Origin of the sequence: Schaalia naturae (assembly GCF_042665795.1) — a bacterium.
GTDB classification, from domain to species: domain Bacteria; phylum Actinomycetota; class Actinomycetes; order Actinomycetales; family Actinomycetaceae; genus Pauljensenia; species Pauljensenia naturae.
The window spans coordinates 1,845,698-1,865,974 of sequence record NZ_JBHTEF010000001.1 but is presented as its reverse complement, the minus strand read 5'-3'; the positions used below and the strand labels follow the sequence as shown (position 1 = coordinate 1,865,974).

At 73.1% G+C, this 20,277-nt stretch carries 21 protein-coding genes; 17 read left to right on the top strand and 4 right to left on the bottom strand.

Annotated elements, in window-relative coordinates; all coding sequences use genetic code 11:
- Window positions 1-69: 69 nt before the first annotated feature.
- Both ACFQWG_RS08350 and ACFQWG_RS08345 read left to right on the top strand, forming a co-directional pair.
- Window positions 70-2,052, top strand: coding sequence for an ABC transporter transmembrane domain-containing protein (locus ACFQWG_RS08350; protein WP_380974280.1), 1,983 nt, complete (start codon window positions 70-72; stop codon window positions 2,050-2,052).
- Window positions 2,049-3,782 (top strand): ABC transporter ATP-binding protein, encoded by a 1,734-nt coding sequence (locus tag ACFQWG_RS08345; protein ID WP_380974277.1) that lies wholly within the window; start codon window positions 2,049-2,051, stop codon window positions 3,780-3,782. The genes ACFQWG_RS08350 and ACFQWG_RS08345 overlap by 4 nt, the downstream gene beginning before the upstream one ends.
- A 35-nt stretch (window positions 3,783-3,817) precedes the next feature.
- Here ACFQWG_RS08345 and fliW read toward each other — a convergent pair whose 3' ends face one another.
- Genes fliW through flgN form a run of 4 tightly spaced genes read right to left on the bottom strand, consistent with a single transcriptional unit; the run spans window position 3,818 to window position 7,099 of the window.
- Window positions 3,818-4,261, bottom strand: coding sequence for a flagellar assembly protein FliW (gene fliW / locus ACFQWG_RS08340; protein WP_380974275.1), 444 nt, complete (start codon window positions 4,259-4,261; stop codon window positions 3,818-3,820).
- On the bottom strand, window positions 4,258-5,157 hold the full coding sequence (gene flgL, locus ACFQWG_RS08335; protein WP_380974272.1) for a flagellar hook-associated protein FlgL: 900 nt from the start codon (window positions 5,155-5,157) through the stop codon (window positions 4,258-4,260). The genes fliW and flgL overlap by 4 nt, the downstream gene beginning before the upstream one ends.
- A gap of 14 nt (window positions 5,158-5,171) precedes the next feature.
- Window positions 5,172-6,608 (bottom strand): flagellar hook-associated protein FlgK, encoded by a 1,437-nt coding sequence (flgK, locus tag ACFQWG_RS08330; RefSeq protein WP_380974269.1) that lies wholly within the window; start codon window positions 6,606-6,608, stop codon window positions 5,172-5,174.
- Window positions 6,609-6,616: 8 nt separating this feature from the next.
- Window positions 6,617-7,099, bottom strand: coding sequence for a flagellar export chaperone FlgN (gene flgN, locus ACFQWG_RS08325; RefSeq protein WP_291496511.1), 483 nt, complete (start codon window positions 7,097-7,099; stop codon window positions 6,617-6,619).
- 587 nt (window positions 7,100-7,686) lie between these two features.
- On the opposite strand from flgN, the gene ACFQWG_RS08320 reads away from it, so the two are divergent.
- From ACFQWG_RS08320 to ACFQWG_RS08250, 15 genes are all read left to right on the top strand, one after another.
- Window positions 7,687-8,523, top strand: a complete 837-nt coding sequence (locus ACFQWG_RS08320) for a sigma-70 family RNA polymerase sigma factor (protein ID WP_380974266.1) — start codon at window positions 7,687-7,689, stop codon at window positions 8,521-8,523.
- 151 nt (window positions 8,524-8,674) lie between these two features.
- Entirely contained in the window at window positions 8,675-9,775 is a 1,101-nt protein-coding gene (locus ACFQWG_RS08315) for a flagellin N-terminal helical domain-containing protein (protein ID WP_380974263.1), read from the top strand.
- A 110-nt stretch (window positions 9,776-9,885) separates the two neighbouring features.
- On the top strand, window positions 9,886-11,238 hold the full coding sequence (gene fliD, locus ACFQWG_RS08310; protein ID WP_380974261.1) for a flagellar filament capping protein FliD: 1,353 nt from the start codon (window positions 9,886-9,888) through the stop codon (window positions 11,236-11,238).
- Window positions 11,239-11,250: 12 nt separating this feature from the next.
- The gene (gene fliS, locus ACFQWG_RS08305; protein WP_380974258.1) at window positions 11,251-11,688 is read left to right on the top strand and encodes a flagellar export chaperone FliS; all 438 of its coding nucleotides are present in this window, start codon (window positions 11,251-11,253) and stop codon (window positions 11,686-11,688) included.
- Window positions 11,689-11,693: 5 nt separating this feature from the next.
- Window positions 11,694-12,008 (top strand): hypothetical protein, encoded by a 315-nt coding sequence (locus ACFQWG_RS08300; RefSeq protein ID WP_380974255.1) that lies wholly within the window; start codon window positions 11,694-11,696, stop codon window positions 12,006-12,008.
- A 151-nt stretch (window positions 12,009-12,159) separates the two neighbouring features.
- Window positions 12,160-12,471, top strand: coding sequence for a flagellar basal body rod protein FlgB (locus ACFQWG_RS08295; protein WP_380974253.1), 312 nt, complete (start codon window positions 12,160-12,162; stop codon window positions 12,469-12,471).
- Window positions 12,472-12,473: 2 nt separating this feature from the next.
- Window positions 12,474-12,872, top strand: coding sequence for a flagellar basal body rod protein FlgC (locus tag ACFQWG_RS08290; protein ID WP_380974250.1), 399 nt, complete (start codon window positions 12,474-12,476; stop codon window positions 12,870-12,872).
- Entirely contained in the window at window positions 12,872-13,231 is a 360-nt protein-coding gene (locus ACFQWG_RS08285) for a flagellar hook-basal body complex protein FliE (RefSeq protein WP_380974247.1), read from the top strand. The genes ACFQWG_RS08290 and ACFQWG_RS08285 overlap by 1 nt, the downstream gene beginning before the upstream one ends.
- Before the next feature lies 1 nt (window position 13,232).
- Window positions 13,233-14,807 carry a flagellar basal-body MS-ring/collar protein FliF gene (gene fliF, locus ACFQWG_RS08280; RefSeq protein ID WP_380974244.1) on the top strand — a complete coding sequence of 525 codons (1,575 nt, stop codon included), beginning with the start codon at window positions 13,233-13,235 and terminating at the stop codon, window positions 14,805-14,807.
- Window positions 14,804-15,814, top strand: a complete 1,011-nt coding sequence (gene fliG / locus ACFQWG_RS08275; RefSeq protein WP_380974241.1) for a flagellar motor switch protein FliG — start codon at window positions 14,804-14,806, stop codon at window positions 15,812-15,814. The genes fliF and fliG overlap by 4 nt, the downstream gene beginning before the upstream one ends.
- Window positions 15,804-16,424: a FliH/SctL family protein gene (locus tag ACFQWG_RS08270; RefSeq protein WP_380974239.1), complete on the top strand. Its 621-nt coding sequence runs from the start codon at window positions 15,804-15,806 to the stop codon at window positions 16,422-16,424. Before fliG ends, ACFQWG_RS08270 begins: the two co-directional genes overlap by 11 nt.
- A complete protein-coding gene (locus ACFQWG_RS08265) occupies window positions 16,421-17,746 on the top strand; it encodes a FliI/YscN family ATPase (protein WP_380974236.1) in 1,326 nt (441 codons plus the stop codon). Before ACFQWG_RS08270 ends, ACFQWG_RS08265 begins: the two co-directional genes overlap by 4 nt.
- Window positions 17,743-18,177: a flagellar FliJ family protein gene (locus ACFQWG_RS08260; RefSeq protein ID WP_380974233.1), complete on the top strand. Its 435-nt coding sequence runs from the start codon at window positions 17,743-17,745 to the stop codon at window positions 18,175-18,177. Before ACFQWG_RS08265 ends, ACFQWG_RS08260 begins: the two co-directional genes overlap by 4 nt.
- On the top strand, window positions 18,174-18,884 hold the full coding sequence (locus ACFQWG_RS08255) for a C40 family peptidase (protein ID WP_380974230.1): 711 nt from the start codon (window positions 18,174-18,176) through the stop codon (window positions 18,882-18,884). Before ACFQWG_RS08260 ends, ACFQWG_RS08255 begins: the two co-directional genes overlap by 4 nt.
- Complete coding sequence (locus ACFQWG_RS08250; RefSeq protein ID WP_380974227.1) at window positions 18,881-20,266, top strand: flagellar hook-length control protein FliK; 1,386 nt, start codon at window positions 18,881-18,883, stop codon at window positions 20,264-20,266. The genes ACFQWG_RS08255 and ACFQWG_RS08250 overlap by 4 nt, the downstream gene beginning before the upstream one ends.
- Window positions 20,267-20,277 lie beyond the last annotated feature (11 nt).

Here is a 20,277-nt window from a genome sequence, read left to right as displayed (position 1 = left end):
CGAGGCCCGTCTCCATCCTGACCCACTGGTCTTCCCACCTGCTCGCCTCCTTTCGCTCTGCGAGGTCCCATGAACTTCCCGTCGCGCAGGCACCCGTCTGCTGACATCCCCGATCCCGAGGTCCGTTCCTTCCTGCGCCGCCGCGCGGAGGAGGTCGGCGTCGACCTTCCCCCGATGGGCCGCACCCCCCGAACCTGGTGGGGCCCCTGGCGCGCCGTGCCCGGGCCCGCCCCGGAGCTCCCCTCGAGGATGCCCGCATTCGTCGGGACCCTCGTCCGGCGCTCGTGGGCCGTGATGCTGGCGGCCATCGCCGTGCGCCTGGCCGACTACATCGGCTCGGTGCTGATCTCCTGGGCCATGGGCAATCTGCTGGACGCCGGGCTGGAGCGCGGGCTGGGACCGCACCTGGTCGGCCCCTCCTTGATGTTCCTCGCCGTGGTCGCGCTGATGGCGGTGGGCGACGGGCTGGGACAGACCACGGACACGACCCTGTGGCTGAGCGCCCAGATGGGGGCCATCCGCTCCATCAGCCACCGGCTGTCGCGCAATGGGCGGGCGGTCCGCCGCGACATGCCCTCAGGGGACATCGTCACCGCGCTGCTGACCGACGCCGACCACCTGGGAGCCGCATTCGGGTGGTGCCCGGACGTCGTGGCCGCCGTGGTCTCCACGGCGCTGGTGTGCGTCCTCATGCTCACCACGTCGACCCCGCTGGGGCTGCTGGTCATCATCGGGCTGCCGGTCGTCGTCATCGCGCTGACGTTCCTGGTCGGCCCGCTCCAGCGCCGGCAAGCGGTCGCGCGCGAGGAGCAGGGGCGCCTGACGACGATCTCGACGGACGCGGTCTCGGGCCTGCGCGTGCTGCGCGGCATCGGGGGCGAGGACGTCTTCACGGCGACCTATCGCGAGCAGTCCGCGCGGGTGCGCGACGCCGGGATCACCGTCGCCTCGACCTCGGCGCTGCTCACGATGCTGCGCCAGTCGGTGCCGATGCTCTTCACGGTGGTCGTCATCGGCTACGGGGCGGTGCTGACCTTCGACGGGACGATCACGGCCGGGCAGATGGTCTCGTTCTTCGGGTACACGACATTCCTCCGGAACCCCATCAACGTCGCCACGAACGTCATCCAGGAGTTCACCCGCGCGTGGGTGGGGGTGCGCAAGATGACCCGCATCCTCCAGGTGCCCCCGCTGGTCGACGACTCGCGCGCGCACACCGCAGCGGGCCTCGATCCCGCCGACCTGGGCGATGCCGACCTCACGGACGCGCGAACCGGGGTCACCGTGCACCCCGGCCGGATGACGGCGCTGGTGAGCGCCGACCCGGATGCCTCGGCGGGCGTCGCGACCCGGTTGGGTCGCGTCGACGACGCCGAGGAGGTCCTCGCCGCGGGACGCGACCTGCGCACCGTCCCCCTGGAGCAGGTGCGCCGCGGGGTGTTCCTGTCCGGGGCCGAGTCGCAGCTCTACTCGGGGACGCTGCGCGAGGAGGTCCAGGGCGCGCTCGCCCGCGCCCGGCCCGCCCGCGGCGTCACCGAGCTGGTCCAGCGCGAGGTCATCGAAGCCGCGACCCGAGCGGAGGGCGTGCTCTTCCACCCGGAGCCCGACGAGGCCGACGCCCGGCTGCTGGCGGCGCTGGAGGTCGCCGACGCGCACGACGTCCTGGACTCCCTGCCCGGCGGCCTCGACGGCGTCGTCGCAGAGAAGGGCCGCAACCTCTCGGGCGGACAACGTCAGCGCGTCGCCCTGGCGCGGGCGGTGGCGGCGGACGCGCCGGTGCTCATCGCGGTCGAGCCGACCTCGGCGGTCGACTCCCACACCGAGGCGCGCATCGCCCGCAAGCTGGCCGAGGCGCGCCGGGGGCGCACGACGGTGGTCGTCACCGCGTCCCCACTGGTCCTCGAGCACTGCGAGGAGGTGGTCCTCCTGGACGCGGACGGCCGCGAGCTCGCACGCGGGACGCATGAGGACCTGAGCCTGGCGGCAGCCAGGGGCGACGAGGCCGCGCGGGCCTACCGGGCGGTCGTGGGACGGGAGGCGGGAGAGGCATGAAACTCCCCATCGCAGACGGACGCACCATCAGACGCAGGCTCGGCGGCCTGGTCCTGGCCTACCGGGGGCAGCTGGCCGGCGTGCTGGTCCTCCAGCTGGGCGCCGCCTTCGCCGGCATCGCTCTGCCCTGGGTCATGGGCCGGGTCGTCGACCAGATCCAGGCGGGCACCACGCTGGAATGGGTCCGCCGGGTGATGATCGGCACGGTCGTGCTGGTCGCGGTCGGCGCCGCGCTCTCGTTCCTGGCCGAGTACCAGGCGCGCGTGCTGGGCGAGCGCGTCTTCGCGAAGCTGCGGGAGGACCTCGTGGAGACCGTCACCCATCTGCCCCTGTCGACGGTCGAGGGCGCGGGAACCGGCGATCTGCTCGGGCGCACGACCCACGATGTCGAGCGCGTCCAGTTCATGGTGCGCCAGGGGATCTCCTCGATCATGGTGCTGGCGACCACCATCGTCGTCACCGTGGTGGCCGCGGTGGCGACCTCGCCGCTGCTGGCGGTGGTGCTCGTCGTCGAGGTCCCGGTGGTGGGGGCGCTCATGCGGTGGTACCTGCCGCGCACCGTGCCCTCCTACCGGGCGGGGGCCGCGGCCTGGGCCGATCTGTCGGGCGTGGCGAACGAGACCATCGACCAGGCCGAGACCGTGGACGCGGCGCGCCTGGCGGATCTGCGAGCCGCCCGACTCGACCGGTCGATCCGCGAGATCTGGCGGCTGGAGCGCTACGGCGCCTGGATGCGCGTCGTCCTCGTCGGCTGCCTGGGACTGGCCGTGCTGATCCCCGTCCTCCTCATGGCGCTGGTCGGCGCCTGGGCCATCGGGGCCGGATGGACGACGCTGGGCGTGGTCACCACGATGACCCTGTACGCCTACCAGCTGCGGGGCCCGGTCTGGGAGGTCACCTTCTGGGTCGACCAGATCCAGTCCTCCGAGGCCTCCCTGGCCCGCATCTTCGGGGTCGACCTGGTCGACCCGGACCGCGAGCCGACAGACGCCCGACCGTCGGGGCGTGAGATGCGCGTGCGTGGGGTCCGCTACGCCTACCGGGCGGGGGAGGACGTCCTGCACGGGGTGGACCTGGACCTGCGTCCGGGGGAGACCCTGGCGATCGTCGGCCCCTCGGGCGCCGGGAAGTCGACCTTCGGGCGGATGCTCGCCGGCATCCACCCGCCCACCGCGGGCTCCGTCGAGGTCGGGGGCGTGGAGCTCACCGACCTGGACGAGGACGTCCTGCAGCGCCAGGTCGTCCTGGTCACCCAGGAGCACCACGTCTTCGTCGGCACGGTCGCCTCGAACATGCGCCTGGCGAGGGCGGGGGCCGATACCGGGGAGATGTGGGACGCGCTCGCGGCCGTCGAGGCCGACCAATGGGTCCGCGCGCTGCCGGACGGGCTGGACACGCGGGTCGGGGCGGGGGGCATCCCGCTCAGCCCGGCGCAGGCCCAGCAGCTCGCGCTCGCCCGGATCGTCCTGATGGACCCGCACACGCTGGTCCTCGACGAGGCGACGTCCCTCATGGATCCCACGGCCGCCCGCTCGCTGGAACGCTCTCTGGGGCTCGCGCTGCGGGGGCGCACCGTCATCGCCATCGCGCACCGGCTCTACACCGCCCACGACGCGGACCGCGTCGCCGTCATGATGGACGGGAGGATCGTCGAGCTCGGCGCCCATGACGAGCTGGTCGCCGCCGGAGGCGAGTACGCCTCCCTGTGGAAGTCCTGGCAGCGGGGGTGACGGGTGCCCGGGGCGCGGCCTGCCCCGGGCACCCGTCAGGAGGCCCCGCCCTCGTCGATGAGGGGGAGGCGCAGGGGCCAGGGACTGCCCTCCAGGAGGACCTGCAGGGCGGCGCCCGTCGCGGGGTCGACCACGATGGGGGCGAAGAGGTTGGCGGTCAGCGGGCCGTCCTCGTCGGCGGGGTGGAGCACCACGAGGACCCTGAGGGAGGAGGCGTCGCCGCCCCCGAGCAGCTCGCAGGCGAAGGCCGGCAGGTCGGGCTCGTACCCCAGGCGCAGCGCGGGCGCGTCGGCCACGAAGAGGCGAGGGCCGTCCCCGTCGTCCGTGACGGCGCGCAGCGCATGGAGCCCGGGGACGCCCGGGATGGGCGTCAGCCGGAAACGGGTGTGCCCGCCGAGCCCGGGGAGCGGCTCGACGAAGCGGAGATCGGCGCCGTCGCGATCCTCCGCGCCACGGGGCTCGTCGGGGGCGCCGCTCACGAGAGGAAGTCCAGGAGGCTCGGCTGGAGGACCTGGGCGGTGGCGGACAGCGCGGCCTGGTAGGCGACCTGTTGCATGGAGACCTGGATGACGGTCTCGGCCAGGTCGGCGTCCTCGACGGAGGACAGCTCCTGCTTGAGCGTCACCGTGAGGGACTCCTGGGCGGACTGGGCGGCCTTGGCCTGGTTGTAGCGGGTGCCCACCGACGCCGACTCGCTGAGGACCGCGGAGTGGAAGCCGTCGATCGTGTTGAGGGCGGCGGACACGTCGAGGGCGTCGCCGCTGCGCAGGGCAGTCGCGAAGGAGTCGATGACGGCGAACAGGGAGGTCGCGCCGTTCCCGAAGACGCCTCCTCCGTCGGAGTCCACTTGGACCGTGGTGTCGTCGCCGAGGCGGCGCTCGACGGCGGAGCCCGCCGCGCCGTTCCAGGTGTACGTGCCGTCGCCATTGTCGGTGAAGGCGGACTCGGCGGCGCTCGTGCCGGCGAAGATGTTGCGGCCCATGTAGGTCGTGTTCGCCATCCCCAGGAGCGTTCCGGAGGAGGCCTCCAGCTGGGAGGCGATGGAGATCCTCTGGGTCTCCGAGAGCGCGCCGTTGCCGGCCTGGACGATGAGGTCGCGCACGGAGATGATCTGCGAGGACGTCGACAGCAGCGTCGAGTCGAGGGTCGACAGCCAGCCGATGGCGTCGTTGGTGTTGCGGGTGTACTGGGTGTTCGCCCGCTGTTCGGAGCGCAGGCGGAGGGCGTCCACGGTGCCGGCGGGGTCGTCTGAGGGCACGGTGATGGTCTTCCCGGAGGACTGGCGTTCCAACAGCGCCGCGAGCGTGGCGTCCTTGGCCTGGAGGTGGCGCAGCGCCGTGAACTGCATCGACGAACGGGTCACACGTGAGATCATGAGCGGCTGCTTCCTTACAGAGCCATGCGGTTGATGAGGGTGTCGAGCAGGTCGTCGACGACCGTGGTGAGTCGCGCCGCCGCCTGGAAGGCGCGCTGGTAGGCGATGAGGTTCGTCGTCTCCTCGGACTCGTCGACGGAGGTCCCGGCCAGCAGCTGCTCCTGGGCGGAGGCGCGCGAGGTCTCCGAGGTGTTGGCCAGGGACTGCGCGCGGGCGGACTGGACGCCGATGGTCGCGACCGCTGCCGACCACAGATCCGTGGACGTCGTGATCTGGGAGATCGCGTCGGCGACGCTGCCGTCCTTGCTGCCGGAACCGCCGCCGTCGTCGGCTGCCGCCGCGATGCCATCGGTGGAGGCGACCGCCAGGGCGAGTCGCTTGACGGCCGGCGCGTCCGGCTCCGCGCCGTCGAGGGTGAAGAAGGCGCCGCCCTGGGCGCCGGAGGTCGTGTACGCGGAGGAGTGCAGGGCGTTGATGCTGCCCGCCGCTGTGGAGGCCAGGTCCTCGGCAAGGGCGTTGTAGGTCTGGGCCAGGGAGGCCAGCGGCCCGTCGGCGGAGACGACCTCGAGGATGCCGCCGAGGGCTCCTCCCGGGACCTCGACGGCCCGGGCGGGATCCGCCGACCACACGAGCCGCACGGGGTCGGCGGCCGCCGAGGGATCGGACAGGCCGGAGATGTCGGAGAAGTCCGTGGTGCCGCGGACCTCGACCTCGGAGGAGGCGGAGCCGCGCACGAGGGCGTTGCCGCCGATCATCACGTCGACGGTGCCGTCGGCGCGGTCCTTGGCCTCGGCCCCCACCAGGCCGGACAGCTGGGTCAGCAGGGTCGCGCGGGCGTCGATGAGCTCGTTGGCGGACCCTCCCGAGACGGTGATGGCGGTGATCTGGCGATTGAGGTCCGCGACCTGGGCGGCCGCCGTGTTGACGGCGGTGGCGGTCGTGTCGGCCTTCGCCCGCGCCGTCTCCCACTGCGCCTCGACGGTGCCGTAGGCCTCGGCGAGGGAGCTGGTCAATGTGCCCGCCTGCTCGAGGAGCACCGAGCGCACGGGGGTGCTGTCCGGACTGTTGGACAGGTCCTGCCAGGCGTCGAAGAAGGCCCCCAGGGTCTTGGACAGCCCGTCTGCGGGCTCGTTCAAGCCCTTTTCTAGCACGGACCACGCGGAGCCGACCTCGGACAGGGCGCTGGCGGAGGAGGTGGTCTGGCGTAGGCGCATCTCCAGGAAGGTGTCGCCGAGGCGCTCGATCGAGGTGGCGACCACGCCGCCCGAGGCGATCGAGGCCCCGTGCGCCAGCGTCGCGGGCGAGGAGCTGGGGATGGCGGACATCGACACCCGCTGGCGCGTGTAGCCGTCGGTGTTGACGTTGGCCAGGTTCTGGCCGGTGATGGCGATGGCCTGGCGCTGGGCGTTCAACGCGGTCAACGCCGTGTTGAGGGTGGAGAACGAACTCATGGCATCCCCTAGATGGACGTGTCGACGATCTGCGCGGCGGACGGCGGTGTCTGGGAGGCTCCGTGCTCGTCATAGGTCCCCAGGGACTCCTGCAGCGACATCAGGGTCTCCTGCGCCGCGTGGTGGGCGGCCGCGAGGACCTCCTGGTTGTCGTGGGCGGCGTCGCGGACCGCGGCGGCGAGGGCGACGAGCGCCTCGCGGTGCTCACGCAGGAGGTCCTGCCAGGGGCTGTCGGCCCGATCGGCGATCTGGGCCAGAGTGGCCTCCGGCGCCAGCCCGAGGTCCCGGATGACGTCGTCCACGGCCGTGGCGCGCCCGAGCTCGGCCGTGCGCATCCGGGCGAGGGAGTCCTCGACGTCGCGTGTGGCCATCGGGAGGCGGTCGGCGAGCCCGGCGTCCAGCACCAGCCGCTCCACCTGGAGACGATAGAGCAGCTGGTCGAGCAGGTCGCGCTCGTGCCAGAGGAAGGTGGACAAGGTCTGAAGGGTCATGCGCGAAACTCTCTCGGAGCCTGTGTGGCACCGTCCGGTCGGCTGGGGTGGGTCTCATCCCTCCCTATCGGCCGGGCCGGCGGTTTGTGGAGGAGATGCTGCCGATCAGCGTACGGTGACCGCCGCCACGTCGCCACTCTGTCAGACCTCGATGCGGCGTCCGCCTGGATTCGTCGAACGGAGGTTGACAAAGTGGACGTATCGATTCCAAGGCGGCTGGTCGGCGCATTGGCGTGGCATATCGGTGAACCGGCGGATATCGGTAGGCGAGACGAATTCGAAAACATATTCGAATGGACTCGGAATAGCGTGGAAAACGGGTGGACACGGTTGTCCAGATCCGCGTCCATCGCAGGTGGGAGGCTGGGTTGGGAGGGTTTCGCCGGTTTCGCGAATAATGGGGTCGGATGTAATGTCATGTCTTGGCTGAGGCTGCGAGGATTCGGTCCCACCCCATGCCGGCAACGGCGGGGGAGAAAAATCCTCGGTTCGCTTCTGCGGTTCATCACGCGGGATGTCGAGTCTTTGGAGAACGTGGTGCGCGAGCGGGTCCCACACATGGGCCACGGAGTCGGGGAGGCCCGTCCATGACGTGTCCGGAATCACTGGATCCGCAGGCCCGCGATCGGCTGGTGGTCGAGAACCTGGCGGTGGTCGGCTACCAGGTGAGCCAGATGATCGCCCGCGTCCCCTCCCACGTCCGGCGTGAGGATCTGGCGTCGGCGGGGTCGGTGGCGCTGGTCCAGGCCGCCCGCGCGTTCGATCCGACGCTCGGCGTGCCCTTCGCGCGCTACGCGGCCATCCGGATCCGCGGCGCGATCGTCGACGAGCTGCGCTCGATGGACTGGATGTCGCGAGGGGGGCGGCAGAAGGCGCGCCGCATCGACGAGCTGAGCGACCAGCTGGCCGCCCAGCTGGGGCGCACGCCCGATGACGAGGAGATCGCCCAGGCCACCGGGATGGACGTCGCCAGCGTCCGCGACATCAAGGCCGCCGCCCAGACGCGCCTCGTCAGCCTGGACGCGGACCCGCTGACGGCCGAATGGGTGGAGGACGAGGGCATCCTTCCGGAGGACGACGTGCTGCTGCGCGAGCGTCTGCGCGTGCTGCGCATCGCGGTGGACGAGCTGCCCGATCGCCTGCGCACCGTCGTCGTCGAGCTCTTCGCCCACGACACGACGCCCTCCGACCTCGCTCGCAAGCTGGGCGTCAGCCAGTCGCGGGTCTCCCAGCTGCGCTCGCAGGCGCTGGAGATCCTCCGGGGGGCCATGGACGCCGTCCTCGAGTCGGACGCGCCGATCGCCTCCGCCGAGGAGCGCCCCGGCATCGCCGAGAGGCGCCGGATCGCCTATCTCTCCGCGGTGGCGGATCGGGCCGCCCTGGCGGTGGGGCGCCAGACGGGCCGGTCCCCGGAAACGGCCTGACCGGGCTCCCGCGGCTCGGCCGGGGGACGAGGGCGTCCCCGCGGGCCGGACGGAGGATCTCGCAGTTGCCTCAACTCGGGAGCGCGCGTGCCGATCTGCAGAGTGGCTGCCCACGGATGGGCGGCGCATGTCCCTTCAGGAGGAAGCACTCATGGCTCTCACCATCAATCAGAACATCACGGCGCTCAACGCCTACCGCAACCTGTCGACGACCCAGAACAAGCTGAGCACCTCGCTCGAGCGCCTGTCCTCGGGCGTGCGGATCAACCGCGCGGCCGACGACGCGGCGGGCCTGGCCATCTCGGAGGGCCTGCGCTCCCAGGTGGGCGGCCTCAAGGTGGCCGCGCGCAACGCACAGGATGGCATCTCCGTCGTCCAGACCGCTGAGGGCGCGCTCACCGAGGTCCACTCCATCCTCCAGCGTCTGCGCGACCTGGCGGTCCAGGGCGGCAACGACTCGAACAGCGCCGACGCCCGCTCCAATATCCAGACCGAGGCGAACAGCCTGATCTCCGAGCTCGGCCGGATCGCGGAGTCGACGAACTTCAACGGCACCAAGCTCTTGGACGGCACCGCGGGAGGCGCCGGCGACGGCAAGCTGGTCTTCCAGGTCGGCGCCGCCGGCGAGGAGTCCTCGACGATCACGGTGGACCTGTCCAGCGCGAACGTCTCCGATGTCGCGGCGGCGCTCACACCGACCGCCTACTCGACCGGAACGGTGGGGACGGCAACATCCACGTCCTTCACGGTGAACGGCGAGGAGGTCACCTTCACCGCAGGCGCCTCCGCGGAGGACATCAACACGGCCATCCAGGGCGTCTTCGGCGCGACAACGGACATCACGGCCGCGGTCGACGGGGATGGGAACATCACCCTGGCGAGCACCGCGACCGCGCTGGACAGCGTCTCCGACTCGGCGGGCGCGTCCGTCGCGGTGACGGCGACCGGCGGCTTCTCGGTGACCGACAACACGGCGGCCCAGGCGACGATCAAGGCCCTCGACGCGCAGATCGGCAAGATCTCGACGGCCCGCGCGAACCTGGGCGCCTACCAGAACCGCTTCGACCACACGATCAACTCCGTGAACGTCACCATGGAGAACCTCTCCGCCTCCGAGTCCCGCATCCGCGACACGGACATGGCCTCCGAGATGGTGAGCTTCACCAACGCCCAGATCCTCTCCCAGGCGGGCACCGCGATGCTCGCCCAGGCGAACTCGATCCCGCAGACGGTGCTGCAGCTGCTCCAGTGACGCCCGGCGTCTGACCCGGACCGGCGGGCCCCACCCGCTCCGCTCCAGCAGGTGGGGCCCGGCCGGCTCGCGGCGGGCCATCAACGCGACGGAACCCAGAAGGGACAACCATGGCCATCGGCATCGACGGGCTCATCAGCGGCCTCGACACGACCAGTCTCATCAACCAGCTGGTCGAGGCCGAGTCCGGGGAGAGGACGCAGCTGGCGACCCGATCCTCCTCCGTCTCGAAGCTGGTCACCTCCCTGCAGTCGCTCAACACGAAACTCGCCTCGCTGGCGGATGCCGCCACCGCGAGCGCCAAGGCCAGCTCCTGGCAGGCCTACACCGCGAAGTCGTCCTCGTCCGCGGTCACCGTGACCGCGCGAGCCGGCGCGACGTCCTCGTCCCTGTCCCTCACCACGGCCGCGCTCGCACGCGGCCAGGTCAGCCTGGTGGACACCGCGGCGCTCGCCGGACAGACCTCGCTGACCTTCTCCGCCGCCGACGGCACCGTCACGACGGTGGATATCGACGGCGACACCCCCGCGAGCGCCGCCGAGGCGATCAACGCCGCCGGCACCGGCATCTCGGCCGCCCTGGTACGGGTCGGCGGCAGCGGCGACGACGCAGAGTTCGTCCTCCAGCTCACCGGGGCGACCGGCGCGGCAGGCGCTTTCAGCGCGCGCGCCGGGGACACGGAGATCGCCTCCGCCTCCTCCGCGATCACGACGGCCCGGGACGCCGAGGTGGTCCTGTGGGCCGGCACCGGCGCCGAGCGGCGCGTGACCAGCGCGACGAACACCTTCGCGGACCTGCTCGCCGGCACCGACATCACGGTCTCCGCCGTCAGCGCGGACCCCGTGACGATCACAGTCGGCACCGACACCGATGCCCAGTCGGCGCTGGTCACCGACCTGGTCGCGAAGGTGACCGACGTGCTCTCTGCGGTCAGCGCGGGCACGGCCACGACCACCTCCACCGACGACGACGGGAACACAGTGGTCTCCGGCGGCGTCTACGCCGGGGACTCCGCGGTCCGTGCCCTCTCCCAGGACCTCATCGAGGCCTTCACCCGCCCCGTCGACGGCCGCTCGCCGGCCACCGCGCTGGGGATCTCCGTTGACCGCGATGGCGCGATCACGATCGACGAGTCCGTCCTGGCGGCCTCGCTGGCCGCCGACCCCGAGGGGACGCAGGCCTTCGCGACGGCCCTGTCCGCGCGCGTCGCCCAGGTGGGGACCACCTACTCCGACCCCATCTCCGGGCTCATCACCGCGAAGATCTCCGGCCAGCAGACCCTGTCGGCCGACCTCGAGGCGCGGATCTCAGAATGGGACACCCGCATCGCGGACCGCAAGGCCTCGCTCCTGACGAAGTTCAACGCGATGGAGACCACGCTGGCGACGCTGAAGACGACCTCCAGCTGGCTCGACACGCAACTGGCCGGCCTCATGACGAACTACTCCGGCTCGAAGTCCTGAGGGGGAGAACCGATGAACATGGCGCGGTCCCTGGCGCGGATGCGCGAGGAGTCGCTGGCCACCGCCACCCCCGAACGCATGGTCGTGCTGCTCTACGACCGTCTGGTCGTCGACATCGAGCGCGCCCAGGCCGCCCTGGGGCGGGAGGCGCGCGAGGAGGCGGGCGAGGCGCTGACCCACGCCCAGCGCATCGTCGACGAACTGCGCTTCAGCCTGGATGTGTCCGCCTGGGACGGGGCGGCGGGGCTCGCCTCGCTCTATGACTATCTGGCGGTGACGCTCGTTCGCGCGAACGTCTCGGGGAACCCCGACCTGGTGCGCGCCTGCCGGGAGGTGGCCCAGCCCCTGCGCGACACCTGGCACGAAGCGGCCCTGGAGGCCGCCGCCCCGCGCCCGGGCGGGGAGCAGCCCCCCTCCGCCGCGCGCGCGGGCGACCTCGGGGTGGCGTAACCGTCATGGAAGCGCACCGCGCGCGCGTCGCCCGCTGGGCGGGGGTCCTCGACGACCTGGAGCGCCAGACGGAGCGGCTGGAGACGCAGCTCGACGGCGCAGACGGGGACCTGCCGGTCCTCACCTGGTCCGAGCCCGCAGAGGCGGGGTCGATGCCCCCGGAGCTCGCGGCGCGGGCCCGCGCCCTCCAGGAGCGCCAGCGAGCCCTCATCGACCGGTTGGAGCAGGCCCAGGCGTCCAACGCCCACCACCTCCAGGCCGTCCGGGAGCTGGACGAGAGAGGCCCGGCGGGTCCGGTCTACATCGACACCACCGGGTGAGGGAGAATCCCGCCGGGGAGAACTCTCACAAGATCGCTGCGGCGGCCGATTGCATACGACGAGCACGGATTGCTCGGGTTGAGGGCCATGGATCGGCCGGTGTCGAGAAGAGAGGGCTCCCTCGGTGTTCGATTCTGCGGCCTTTCAGGCCGTGACAACGGCCCTTGACGGCCTCTCGGCCCGTCAGCGCGTCATCGCCGATAACATCGCCAACATCGCGGTCCCCGGGTTCACCGCGAGCCGGGTGAAGTTCGAGGACGCCCTGGCGTCCAGCTACGCGCGGGGATCGGGGGAGGCGCCCATCACGGTGGCCCGGTCGCTGGAGCCGGCGCGCACCGACGGCAACAACGTCAACCTCGACGAGGAGACGCTGCTCAACATCGACACGAACCTCCGCTACCAGCTGGCCACGCAGGCCATGGGGCACACCTTCACCAGCATCCGCACGGCGATGGGGCGGTGACCATGACGATCTTCGGCGCGATCGGCATCGCGGAGACCGGCATGACGGTCACCCGCAAATGGATGGACGCGATCAGCGACAACATCGCCAACGTCAACAACGCGACCTCCACGGACGAGGCGGCGTTCCAGGAGCGTTTCGTCGTCGCGCGCCCCCTGAGCTCCGGCCAGGGCGGCGTCGAGGTCCAGGGCATCGAGCTCGGCTCCGCCGAGGGCCGGCTGGTCTACGAGCCGGACCATCCCCTGGCCGATGAGGACGGATACGTGCGCTACCCCTCGGTGGACATGGCCTCCCAGATGACGCAGCTCATCGCCGCCCAGCGCTCCTACCAGGCGAACGCCGCGGTCGTGGACCGGGCGACGGAGTCCTACAGGGCGGCCCTCCAGATCGGGCAGGCCTGATGGCGCTCGAGACGGTGGCGGCCGTCGCAGGCGTGAGCGGACCCGGAACGGCGGCCGTGGGCGCCCTCGACGCCGTCAGCCAGGCTTCCCGGGCCTCGGCCGCCTCCAGCACCCGGTCGGCGGGAAGCTCGCCCGTGCAGGGGGACTTCGCCGCGATCCTCGGCCAGGTGGCGGACGGCCTGGCCGCCCAGCAGAGCACCGCCGACGATCTGGCCGTCCAGGCGGTCACCGGCCAGCTCGACGACGCCCACGATTACACGATCGCCGCCACGCAGGCGCAGGTGGCGCTCGAGCTGACGGCGACGCTGCGCGACAAGGCCGTGGAGTCGTTCAACGAGATCATGAGGATGCAGGCCTGAGATGCCGACGGCAGTCCGATCCCTGGTCCAGCGGCTCAAGGGCTTCTGGGACGCGTTCACCGTGCCCCAGCGGACCTTCGCGCTCATCGCCCTCGTCGCTCTGGCTGCAGGCATCGTCGCGCTGGCCGGCTGGCTGACCAAGCCCACGATGAGCGCCGTCTACACCGACCTGTCGGACACGGACGCCGCGGCGGTGGTCGCCCAGCTCGACTCGGACGGCATCGAGTACCAGCTCGCCGCCGGCGGGACGACGGTGCTGGTCCCCTCCGACCAGGTGGACAACGTGCGCCTCGAACTGGCCGCCAACGGCATCCCCAGCGACTCCGACGGCTACGCCCTGCTCGACCAGATGGGCGTGGGGGCCTCGGAGTTCCAGCAGGAGGTCACCTACCAGCGAGCCGTCGAGGGGGAGCTGGCGTCCACGATCTCCTCCATCGACGGCGTCTCCTCGGCCACCGTCCACCTGGCCGTCCCCGAGGAGTCCGTGTACACCGAGGAGAAGGCCGACACGACGGCCTCGGTGTTCCTCGAGCTCAAGCCCGGCGCCACCTTCAGCGGGGAATCGGTGCGGGCGGTGACGAACCTCGTCTCCTCCTCCGTGCCGGACCTCGACCCCTCCGACGTCAGCGTCGTGGACGACCAAGGCCGCGACCTCACCCTGACCGCCTCGGACGCGACGGGGGCCGCCTCGGACCGCGACACCGCGATCGCCTCCAAGGTGCAGGCCATGCTCGACCAGGTCCTCGGCTCGGGCCGGTCCACCGTGACGGTGTCCACCGACGTCAACACGGACTCCACGGAGCGCACGAGCGAGACCTACAGCGCGGCGGACGATGTGCCGCCTCTGTCGTCTTCGAAGAGCACCGAGTCCTACACGGGGACCGGGGGCAACGCGGGCGGCGTCCTGGGCACGGACAACATCGCGGTCCCCGACAGCCAGAGCGGGGCGGGCAACTACTCCTCCGAGGAGGAGACGGTCAACAACTCGGTGAACAAGGTGACCGAGCAGACCACCGTGTCCCCCGGCGGCGTGAGGCGCCAGTCCGTGTCCGTCGTCGTGGACCGGGCGGCCGCCGCGGGCCTGTCGGACGCGACCCTCAACGAGATGGTGGCCGCCGCCGCCGGCATCGACGAGGACCGCGGGGACACCCTGTCCGTGGTGAAGGCCGACTTCGACGCCTCGGCCGCGCAGCAGGCCGACGACGCCCTCGTCCAGCAGCAGGCCGCGGAGGAGGCGGCGCGCCGCGACCGTGTCCTCATCGCGGAGATCGCCGGGGCGATCGCCGTCCTCGTCCTCCTGGGGGTGGCGCTCGCGCTGCGCGTGCGCCGCCGGCGGCGCCGCCGCGAGGAACTGGACGAGCAGGAGTACCCCCTGGAGGAGGATCTGGCCCCGGGGCCCGCTCTCCCGCCCGAGGAGGCGGACGGGGACGAGTCGGATCTGGTGCGCACGAGCGTGCTCACGCCCCAGCAGCGGGACCCGGAGGAGCAGATGCGCACGGACATCGCCGAGCTGGCCGAGAAGGACCCGGCCGCGGTGGCGTCCACGCTCGGCGAGTGGCTGGCGGTCCACAAATGAGCGGCGGGCTGACGAACGTCCAGAAAGCCGCCGTGCTGCTGCTGCAGCTCGGGCACGAGCGCGCCGCCCGGGTCCTCGCGGAGATGCCGGAGTCCCAGGTGGAGGAGGTCACGGCCGAGATCGTGCGGATGGAGGGCGTGCGGCCGGAGCTCAGCGCGGAGGTCATGCGCGAGTTCCACGACCGCGCCTTCGGGGGTTCGGCCCCCGTCGGGGTGGGAGGGCTGGAGGTGGCCCGGCGGCTCCTGGAGGAGTCCCTGGGCGCGGACAAGGCCGAGGAGTTCATGGACCGCCTCTCTGTCCTCCTGGCGGGCCAGCCCTTCGACTTCCTGCAGAAGGCCGACGGCGCGCAGGTGCAGTCCCTGATCTCCGGGGAGCACCCGCAGACCGTGGCCCTCGTCCTCGCGCACCTGCGGGCGGACCGGGCGTCGGCGATCATGAAGAACCTGGCGCCCGGCCTGCGCGCGGATGTCGCGCTGCGCATCGCCACGATGGACCAGTCCTCCCCGGAGGTCGTCTCGCTCGTGGCCGAGAACCTCCAGCGCCGGGCGACGATGATGCTGACCAGCGGCGAGTACGCCTCGGTCGGCGGGATCCAGCCCCTGGTCGAGATCCTCAACAGGTCCGACCCGGGCACGGAGAAGCAGGTCCTCGAGGAACTGGAGGAGCGCGACACGGAGCTGGCGGAGGTCGTGCGCAGCCAGCTGTTCACCTTCGACGACATCCTCCTGCTGGAGGACCTGGCGGTGCAGCTCGTCATGCGCTCCGTGGACAACCGCGTCCTGGCGACGGCGCTCAAGGGATCCTCCCCCGAGGTGCGCCGCAAGATCGAGTCGAACCTGTCCGAACGCCGCCGCGAGGACCTCCACGAGGAGGAGCAGGCCGAAGGACCGGTGCGCATGTCGCAGGTGCAGGAGGCCCGCGGCACGATCGTCACGGTGATCCGCACCCTGGAGGAGAGCGGGCAGATCGTCATCCACCGGGAGGGGGAGGACGAGTATGTCGAGTGAGCGCGCCTGGGCGCCGGCGCTGGCCGGCGCCGCCGGCCAGCAGAGCGACGCCTCCGCGCGCGGATACGCGGCGGGGTACGCCGCGGGATGGTCGGCGGCCTCGCGGGCCGCGGCCGAGCAGGCGGCCCGCCAGCGCGCGGAGGAGGCCCGCCTGGCCGCCGAGGCGCGCGCCCAGGCCGCCGGGAGGCTCGAGATGGCCCTGGGCGTCCTGGACGCGGCGGCCCAGGCCGCCCGCGCCCGGGTGGCCCCGGTGCTGGAGGAGGCCGCCGAGGAGATCGTCGCCGCCAGCGCCGAGCTGGCGGAGGCGGCGCTGGGCGAGGAGCTCCGCGACGGCGCGCGGGCCGCACGGACCGCGCTGCGCCGGGCGCTGGCCCGCGACCCCTCGCGAGAGCTCGTGCGCATCCACCTGTGCCCCTCGGACCTGGATCTGCTGCGCGGAGCGGCCTCGGACGCGGAGGCGGACCTCGTGCTCCCCGTCGGCGTCGACCTGGTCCCCGACCCCGACCTGTCGCCGGGAGACGCGGTGGGCGAGTTCGAGCACGGCGTGCTGGACGCGCGGCTCGGGCAGGCGATGGTGCGGGCCCGGGAGGCGCTGGGGGTGCCCCGATGAGTGTCCTGACGGGCACGGAGCGGCTGCGCGGCGCCTGCGCCTGCGCGGCCCCGGTGAGGTTCGGCCGTGTGAGGGCGATGAAGGGGCTGACGCTGGAGGCCGTCGGCCTGGACGTCGCCATCGGCGACCTCGTCCGGGTGGAGGACGGCGGGGGGTCCGTGCCCGCCGAGGTCGTGGCGCTGGACGGGCGCCGCGCGCGCTGCATGCCGCTGGCCTCCATGGAGGGCCTGCGCGCCGGAGCGCAGGTGCGGTCCACGGGCGGGCCGATGATGATCGACGTCGGCCCGGGCCTGCTGGGACGGGTCGTGGGCGCCGACGGCGTCCCCATCGACGGCCTGGGCCCCCTGGGGAGCACGCAGCGCGTCCCCGTGACGATGGGGGCGCCGGCCGCGCTGGACCGTCAGCGCATCACGCAGCCACTGGACACGGGCGTGCGCGTCCTTGACACGCTGACCACCATCGGTCGCGGCCAGCGCATCGGCCTGTTCGCCGGGTCGGGAGTGGGCAAGTCCTCGCTGCTGTCGATGGTGTGCCGCGGGTGCGACGCCGAGCTGTCCGTCATCGCCCTCGTCGGCGAGCGGGGACGCGAGGTCCGCGACTTCCTCGAGGACGATCTGGGGTCCGAGGGCCTGGCCCGCAGCGTCGTGGTGGTGGCCACCTCCGACGAGCCGCCCCTGCTGCGCCTGCGCGCCGCGGAGACGGCCACGCGGATCGCGGAGTTCTTCCGCGACGGGGGCGCGGACGTCGTCCTCATGATGGATTCGCTGACCCGTGTGGCCATGGCCCAGCGCGAGATCGGCCTGTCCGTGGGCGAGCCGCCCGCGACGCGCGGATACCCGCCCTCGACCTTCGGGCTGATGGCCCAGCTGCTGGAGCGCGCCGGGACGGCCGAGCGCGGATCGGTGACCGGCGTCTACACGGTCCTCGTGGAGGGCGACGACCACAACGAGCCGATCGCCGACTCGGCGCGCTCCGTGCTGGACGGGCATGTCGTGCTCGACCGGGACCTGGCGATCCGCGGCCACTATCCGAGCGTCGACGCGGTCGCCTCGGTGTCGCGCGTGGCCTCTCGGGTGACGACGCCGCGCCAGCGCGCGCTGGCGACGGCCCTGCGCTCGGTCCTGGCGGCCCGGCGCCAGGCGCAGGACCTCTTGGATGTCGGGGCCTACGTCCCCGGGTCGAACGCCCTGGTGGACGCGTCCGTCGCCCACGGCGAGCAGATCGACGCCTTCCTGCGCCAGCCGATCGGCGAGGTGTCGCGGGCGCCCTCGTCGTGGGAGGCGCTGTCGCGGCTCGTGGAGGACCTGGGGGTGCTGCCATGACCACGTTCAGGCTGGGCGGGCTGCTGCGGGTCCGCAAGTTCGAGGAGGACCGAGCGGCCGTGGAGCTGGCGGCCCGCACGATCGAGCGGCAGGAGGCGGAGGAGCGCGTCGCCGCCGCTCAGCGGGCCCTGTCCGACCAAGATCTGGACGGGAGCGCTGGAGCGCAGGAGTGGCGCCTCGCCACCCTGTGCCGGGTCGCGGCGACCAGCTCCCTGGGCGACGCCCGGACGGCCCGCGCGCAGCGCGAGAAGGAGCACGCCGAGGCCAAAGGGCAGTGGAGCGAGGCGCGGATGCGCGCGACGAGCCTGGGCAAGCTGGCCGAGGAGCACATGCGCCGCGAGCGGCACGAGGAGGCCCGTCGCGAGCAGGCGAGCCTGGACGAGATCGCCATCCGCTCCGCCACGCTGCGTGAGGAAGGAGAGCCCGCATGACGGGAATCAGCGCCGTGATGGCGCGCACCGCCGAGATCCAGGCCACCCTCGACTCCCTGGGCGCCACGACGGCCGTGTCCTCGGCCCGCTCCGCGTCGTCGAGCCAGGCCGCCGGGAGCGCCTCCTTCGAGGACGCGCTCGACCCCCAGCTGGCGGCGGCGCTGGGCCTGTCGGGCGCCGACGCCGCGGGAGCCACCGGCGAGGACCTGGTGTCCGCCGCCGAGGCGTACCTCGGCGTGCCCTACGTGTGGGGCGGCACCGCGACGGACGGCCTGGACTGCTCGGGCCTGGTCCAGCGGGCCCTGGCGGACCTCGGCGTGAGCGCGCCGCGGGTGGCTGCCGACCAGGCGGCGATGGGCACGGCGGTCGCCTCCCTCGACGAGGCCCGGCCCGGGGACCTTCTGGTCTTCGACGGGGGCTCGCACATCGGCATCTACATCGGCGGCGGGCAGATGATCCACGCGCCCTCCCCGGGCAGCTCGGTGCGCATCCAGGACGTCTACGAGATGCCCACCGCGATCCGTCGCGTGCTCCCGTCCGAGCAGGAGACGGCGGCCGCCCAGGCGTCCACGTCCTCGGCCATGGCGGGACTGCTGGAGCGCGTCCTCTCGGCGCAGTCCTCCCAGTCCACGGCGAGCGCCCTGGGATCCTCGCTGACGGGGACGCGCGCCGGGGACTTCGCCCTGCTGGCGCTGGGGGCGGCATGACGAGCGCGATGACGGCGCTGGCGAGCGCACCGGCCGCCGGGCGGGGGCAGGGACCGGCGGCCGCCTCCCGCGCCTCCCGGGACGAGGGCGGCCCCGCCTTCGGGGACGCGCTGCAGCAGATGATCGACCAGACGGCGACGGCGCGACCCGCCGGCACCGGGACGCGCGACGTCACCCCGGCGTCGGCGGACGAGGCCGCCGGGGAGGCCCCGACGGGGCCATCGGAGGCGGACGCCGCTCCCGCGGCGGACGTGGCGGCGCGGGCCGGCGCGCTCGCCATCGCGGGCTGGAACCCCGGGGCATTCGGCTCGGCGGCGGACGCGCCTCCCGCCGGCGCGACAGCCGCCGCTCCGGCGGCCCTCGCCGCGGCCGCCACGTCGGGCGCCTCCGTCGCGCCGGGCGGGGGAGCCTCCGCCCCTCCTCAGCAGGGAACGCCCTCGCCCTCCGCGGCCCCGGGCCCAGGGTCGGGGGTGGAGGCGGGCGGCTCCGCGCCGCAGGCCGCCGCCGGATCGCCGGTCGCCCCGGTCGGCGGCTCCGGTCTCCCGGCCGTCTCCGGGCCTGCCCCCGACGCAGTGGCCGGGACCGCCGGCGCCGACGCTGTCCCGCCCGCCGTCGGCCCGGCCCCGGGAGCGGGCGCGGCGGACGGGGCGCCGGAGACCGCCCCGGCCGCAGCGGATCCGAAGGGATCCCCGGCCCCGCCCGCCGAGGCGCCCGCCGCCCACCAAGCCGATGCCCGAACGGACCCGGCCTCCTCCGCCTCCCCGGCGGCGGGCGCGTCGGATCCGCAGGCGCGGACGGATGGGCGCGCCCCCTCCGGCTCACCGGCGGCCCCCCAAGCGCAGACCCCGGCCGACGCCCCCACCGCGGTCCCGCCCGTCCCCTCCGCGTCGGCGCCGCCCGCGGCGTCCTCCGCCTCCGCGCCCCGGCCGCCTGCCGCTCCCGAGCCGGCCCGCACGCCCCCCGCGCTCCCGCAACAGGTCGCCACCGCCGTGTCCCACCTGAGGGACGCCGGCGAGGGCGTCCACGTGCTCACCCTGCGGGTCCATCCCGAGGACCTCGGCCCGATCCGCATCACGGCCCACCTGGGGGCGGACGGCTCCCGGATCGAGCTGGCGGGCCTCACGCCCGCCTCGCGGGAGGCGCTGCGTGCGAGCCTGGGGGACCTGCGCCGCGAGCTCGCCGACACCGGCATCCAGGCCCGGCTGGACCTGGGCGCCGACACCGCCGACGCGTCCGGCGCCGGCAGCGGGCAGACCCCCGAACCCGGCCCGGAGCCGGCGGAGCGCGGGCGCGGGGACCCTCCCGCCCGCCGGCGGCAGGCCCTCCACCCCCCAGCCGCGCCTCCCCGCACGGGGTCCGGCGCCCTCGACCTCATCGCCTGACCCTCCCGAAA

Bases quoted from the DNA above. Each gene is read 5' to 3' on its own strand.
- fliS (WP_380974258.1), top strand. From the start codon at position 11,251: ATGAACATGGCGCGGTCCCTGGCGCGGATGCGCGAGGAGTCGCTGGCC.
- fliD (WP_380974261.1), top strand. From the start codon at position 9,886: ATGGCCATCGGCATCGACGGGCTCATCAGCGGCCTCGACACGACCAGT.
- ACFQWG_RS08320 (WP_380974266.1), top strand. From the start codon at position 7,687: ATGACGTGTCCGGAATCACTGGATCCGCAGGCCCGCGATCGGCTGGTG.
- flgL (WP_380974272.1), bottom strand. From the start codon at position 5,157: ATGATCTCACGTGTGACCCGTTCGTCGATGCAGTTCACGGCGCTGCGC.
- ACFQWG_RS08300 (WP_380974255.1), top strand. From the start codon at position 11,694: ATGGAAGCGCACCGCGCGCGCGTCGCCCGCTGGGCGGGGGTCCTCGAC.
- ACFQWG_RS08250 (WP_380974227.1), top strand. From the start codon at position 18,881: ATGACGAGCGCGATGACGGCGCTGGCGAGCGCACCGGCCGCCGGGCGG.
- flgN (WP_291496511.1), bottom strand. From the start codon at position 7,099: ATGACCCTTCAGACCTTGTCCACCTTCCTCTGGCACGAGCGCGACCTG.
- ACFQWG_RS08265 (WP_380974236.1), top strand. From the start codon at position 16,421: ATGAGTGTCCTGACGGGCACGGAGCGGCTGCGCGGCGCCTGCGCCTGC.
- ACFQWG_RS08350 (WP_380974280.1), top strand. From the start codon at position 70: ATGAACTTCCCGTCGCGCAGGCACCCGTCTGCTGACATCCCCGATCCC.
- flgK (WP_380974269.1), bottom strand. From the start codon at position 6,608: ATGAGTTCGTTCTCCACCCTCAACACGGCGTTGACCGCGTTGAACGCC.
- fliF (WP_380974244.1), top strand. From the start codon at position 13,233: ATGCCGACGGCAGTCCGATCCCTGGTCCAGCGGCTCAAGGGCTTCTGG.
- ACFQWG_RS08260 (WP_380974233.1), top strand. From the start codon at position 17,743: ATGACCACGTTCAGGCTGGGCGGGCTGCTGCGGGTCCGCAAGTTCGAG.
- ACFQWG_RS08285 (WP_380974247.1), top strand. From the start codon at position 12,872: ATGGCGCTCGAGACGGTGGCGGCCGTCGCAGGCGTGAGCGGACCCGGA.
- ACFQWG_RS08255 (WP_380974230.1), top strand. From the start codon at position 18,174: ATGACGGGAATCAGCGCCGTGATGGCGCGCACCGCCGAGATCCAGGCC.
- ACFQWG_RS08270 (WP_380974239.1), top strand. From the start codon at position 15,804: ATGTCGAGTGAGCGCGCCTGGGCGCCGGCGCTGGCCGGCGCCGCCGGC.
- fliG (WP_380974241.1), top strand. From the start codon at position 14,804: ATGAGCGGCGGGCTGACGAACGTCCAGAAAGCCGCCGTGCTGCTGCTG.
- ACFQWG_RS08290 (WP_380974250.1), top strand. From the start codon at position 12,474: ATGACGATCTTCGGCGCGATCGGCATCGCGGAGACCGGCATGACGGTC.
- ACFQWG_RS08315 (WP_380974263.1), top strand. From the start codon at position 8,675: ATGGCTCTCACCATCAATCAGAACATCACGGCGCTCAACGCCTACCGC.
- ACFQWG_RS08345 (WP_380974277.1), top strand. From the start codon at position 2,049: ATGAAACTCCCCATCGCAGACGGACGCACCATCAGACGCAGGCTCGGC.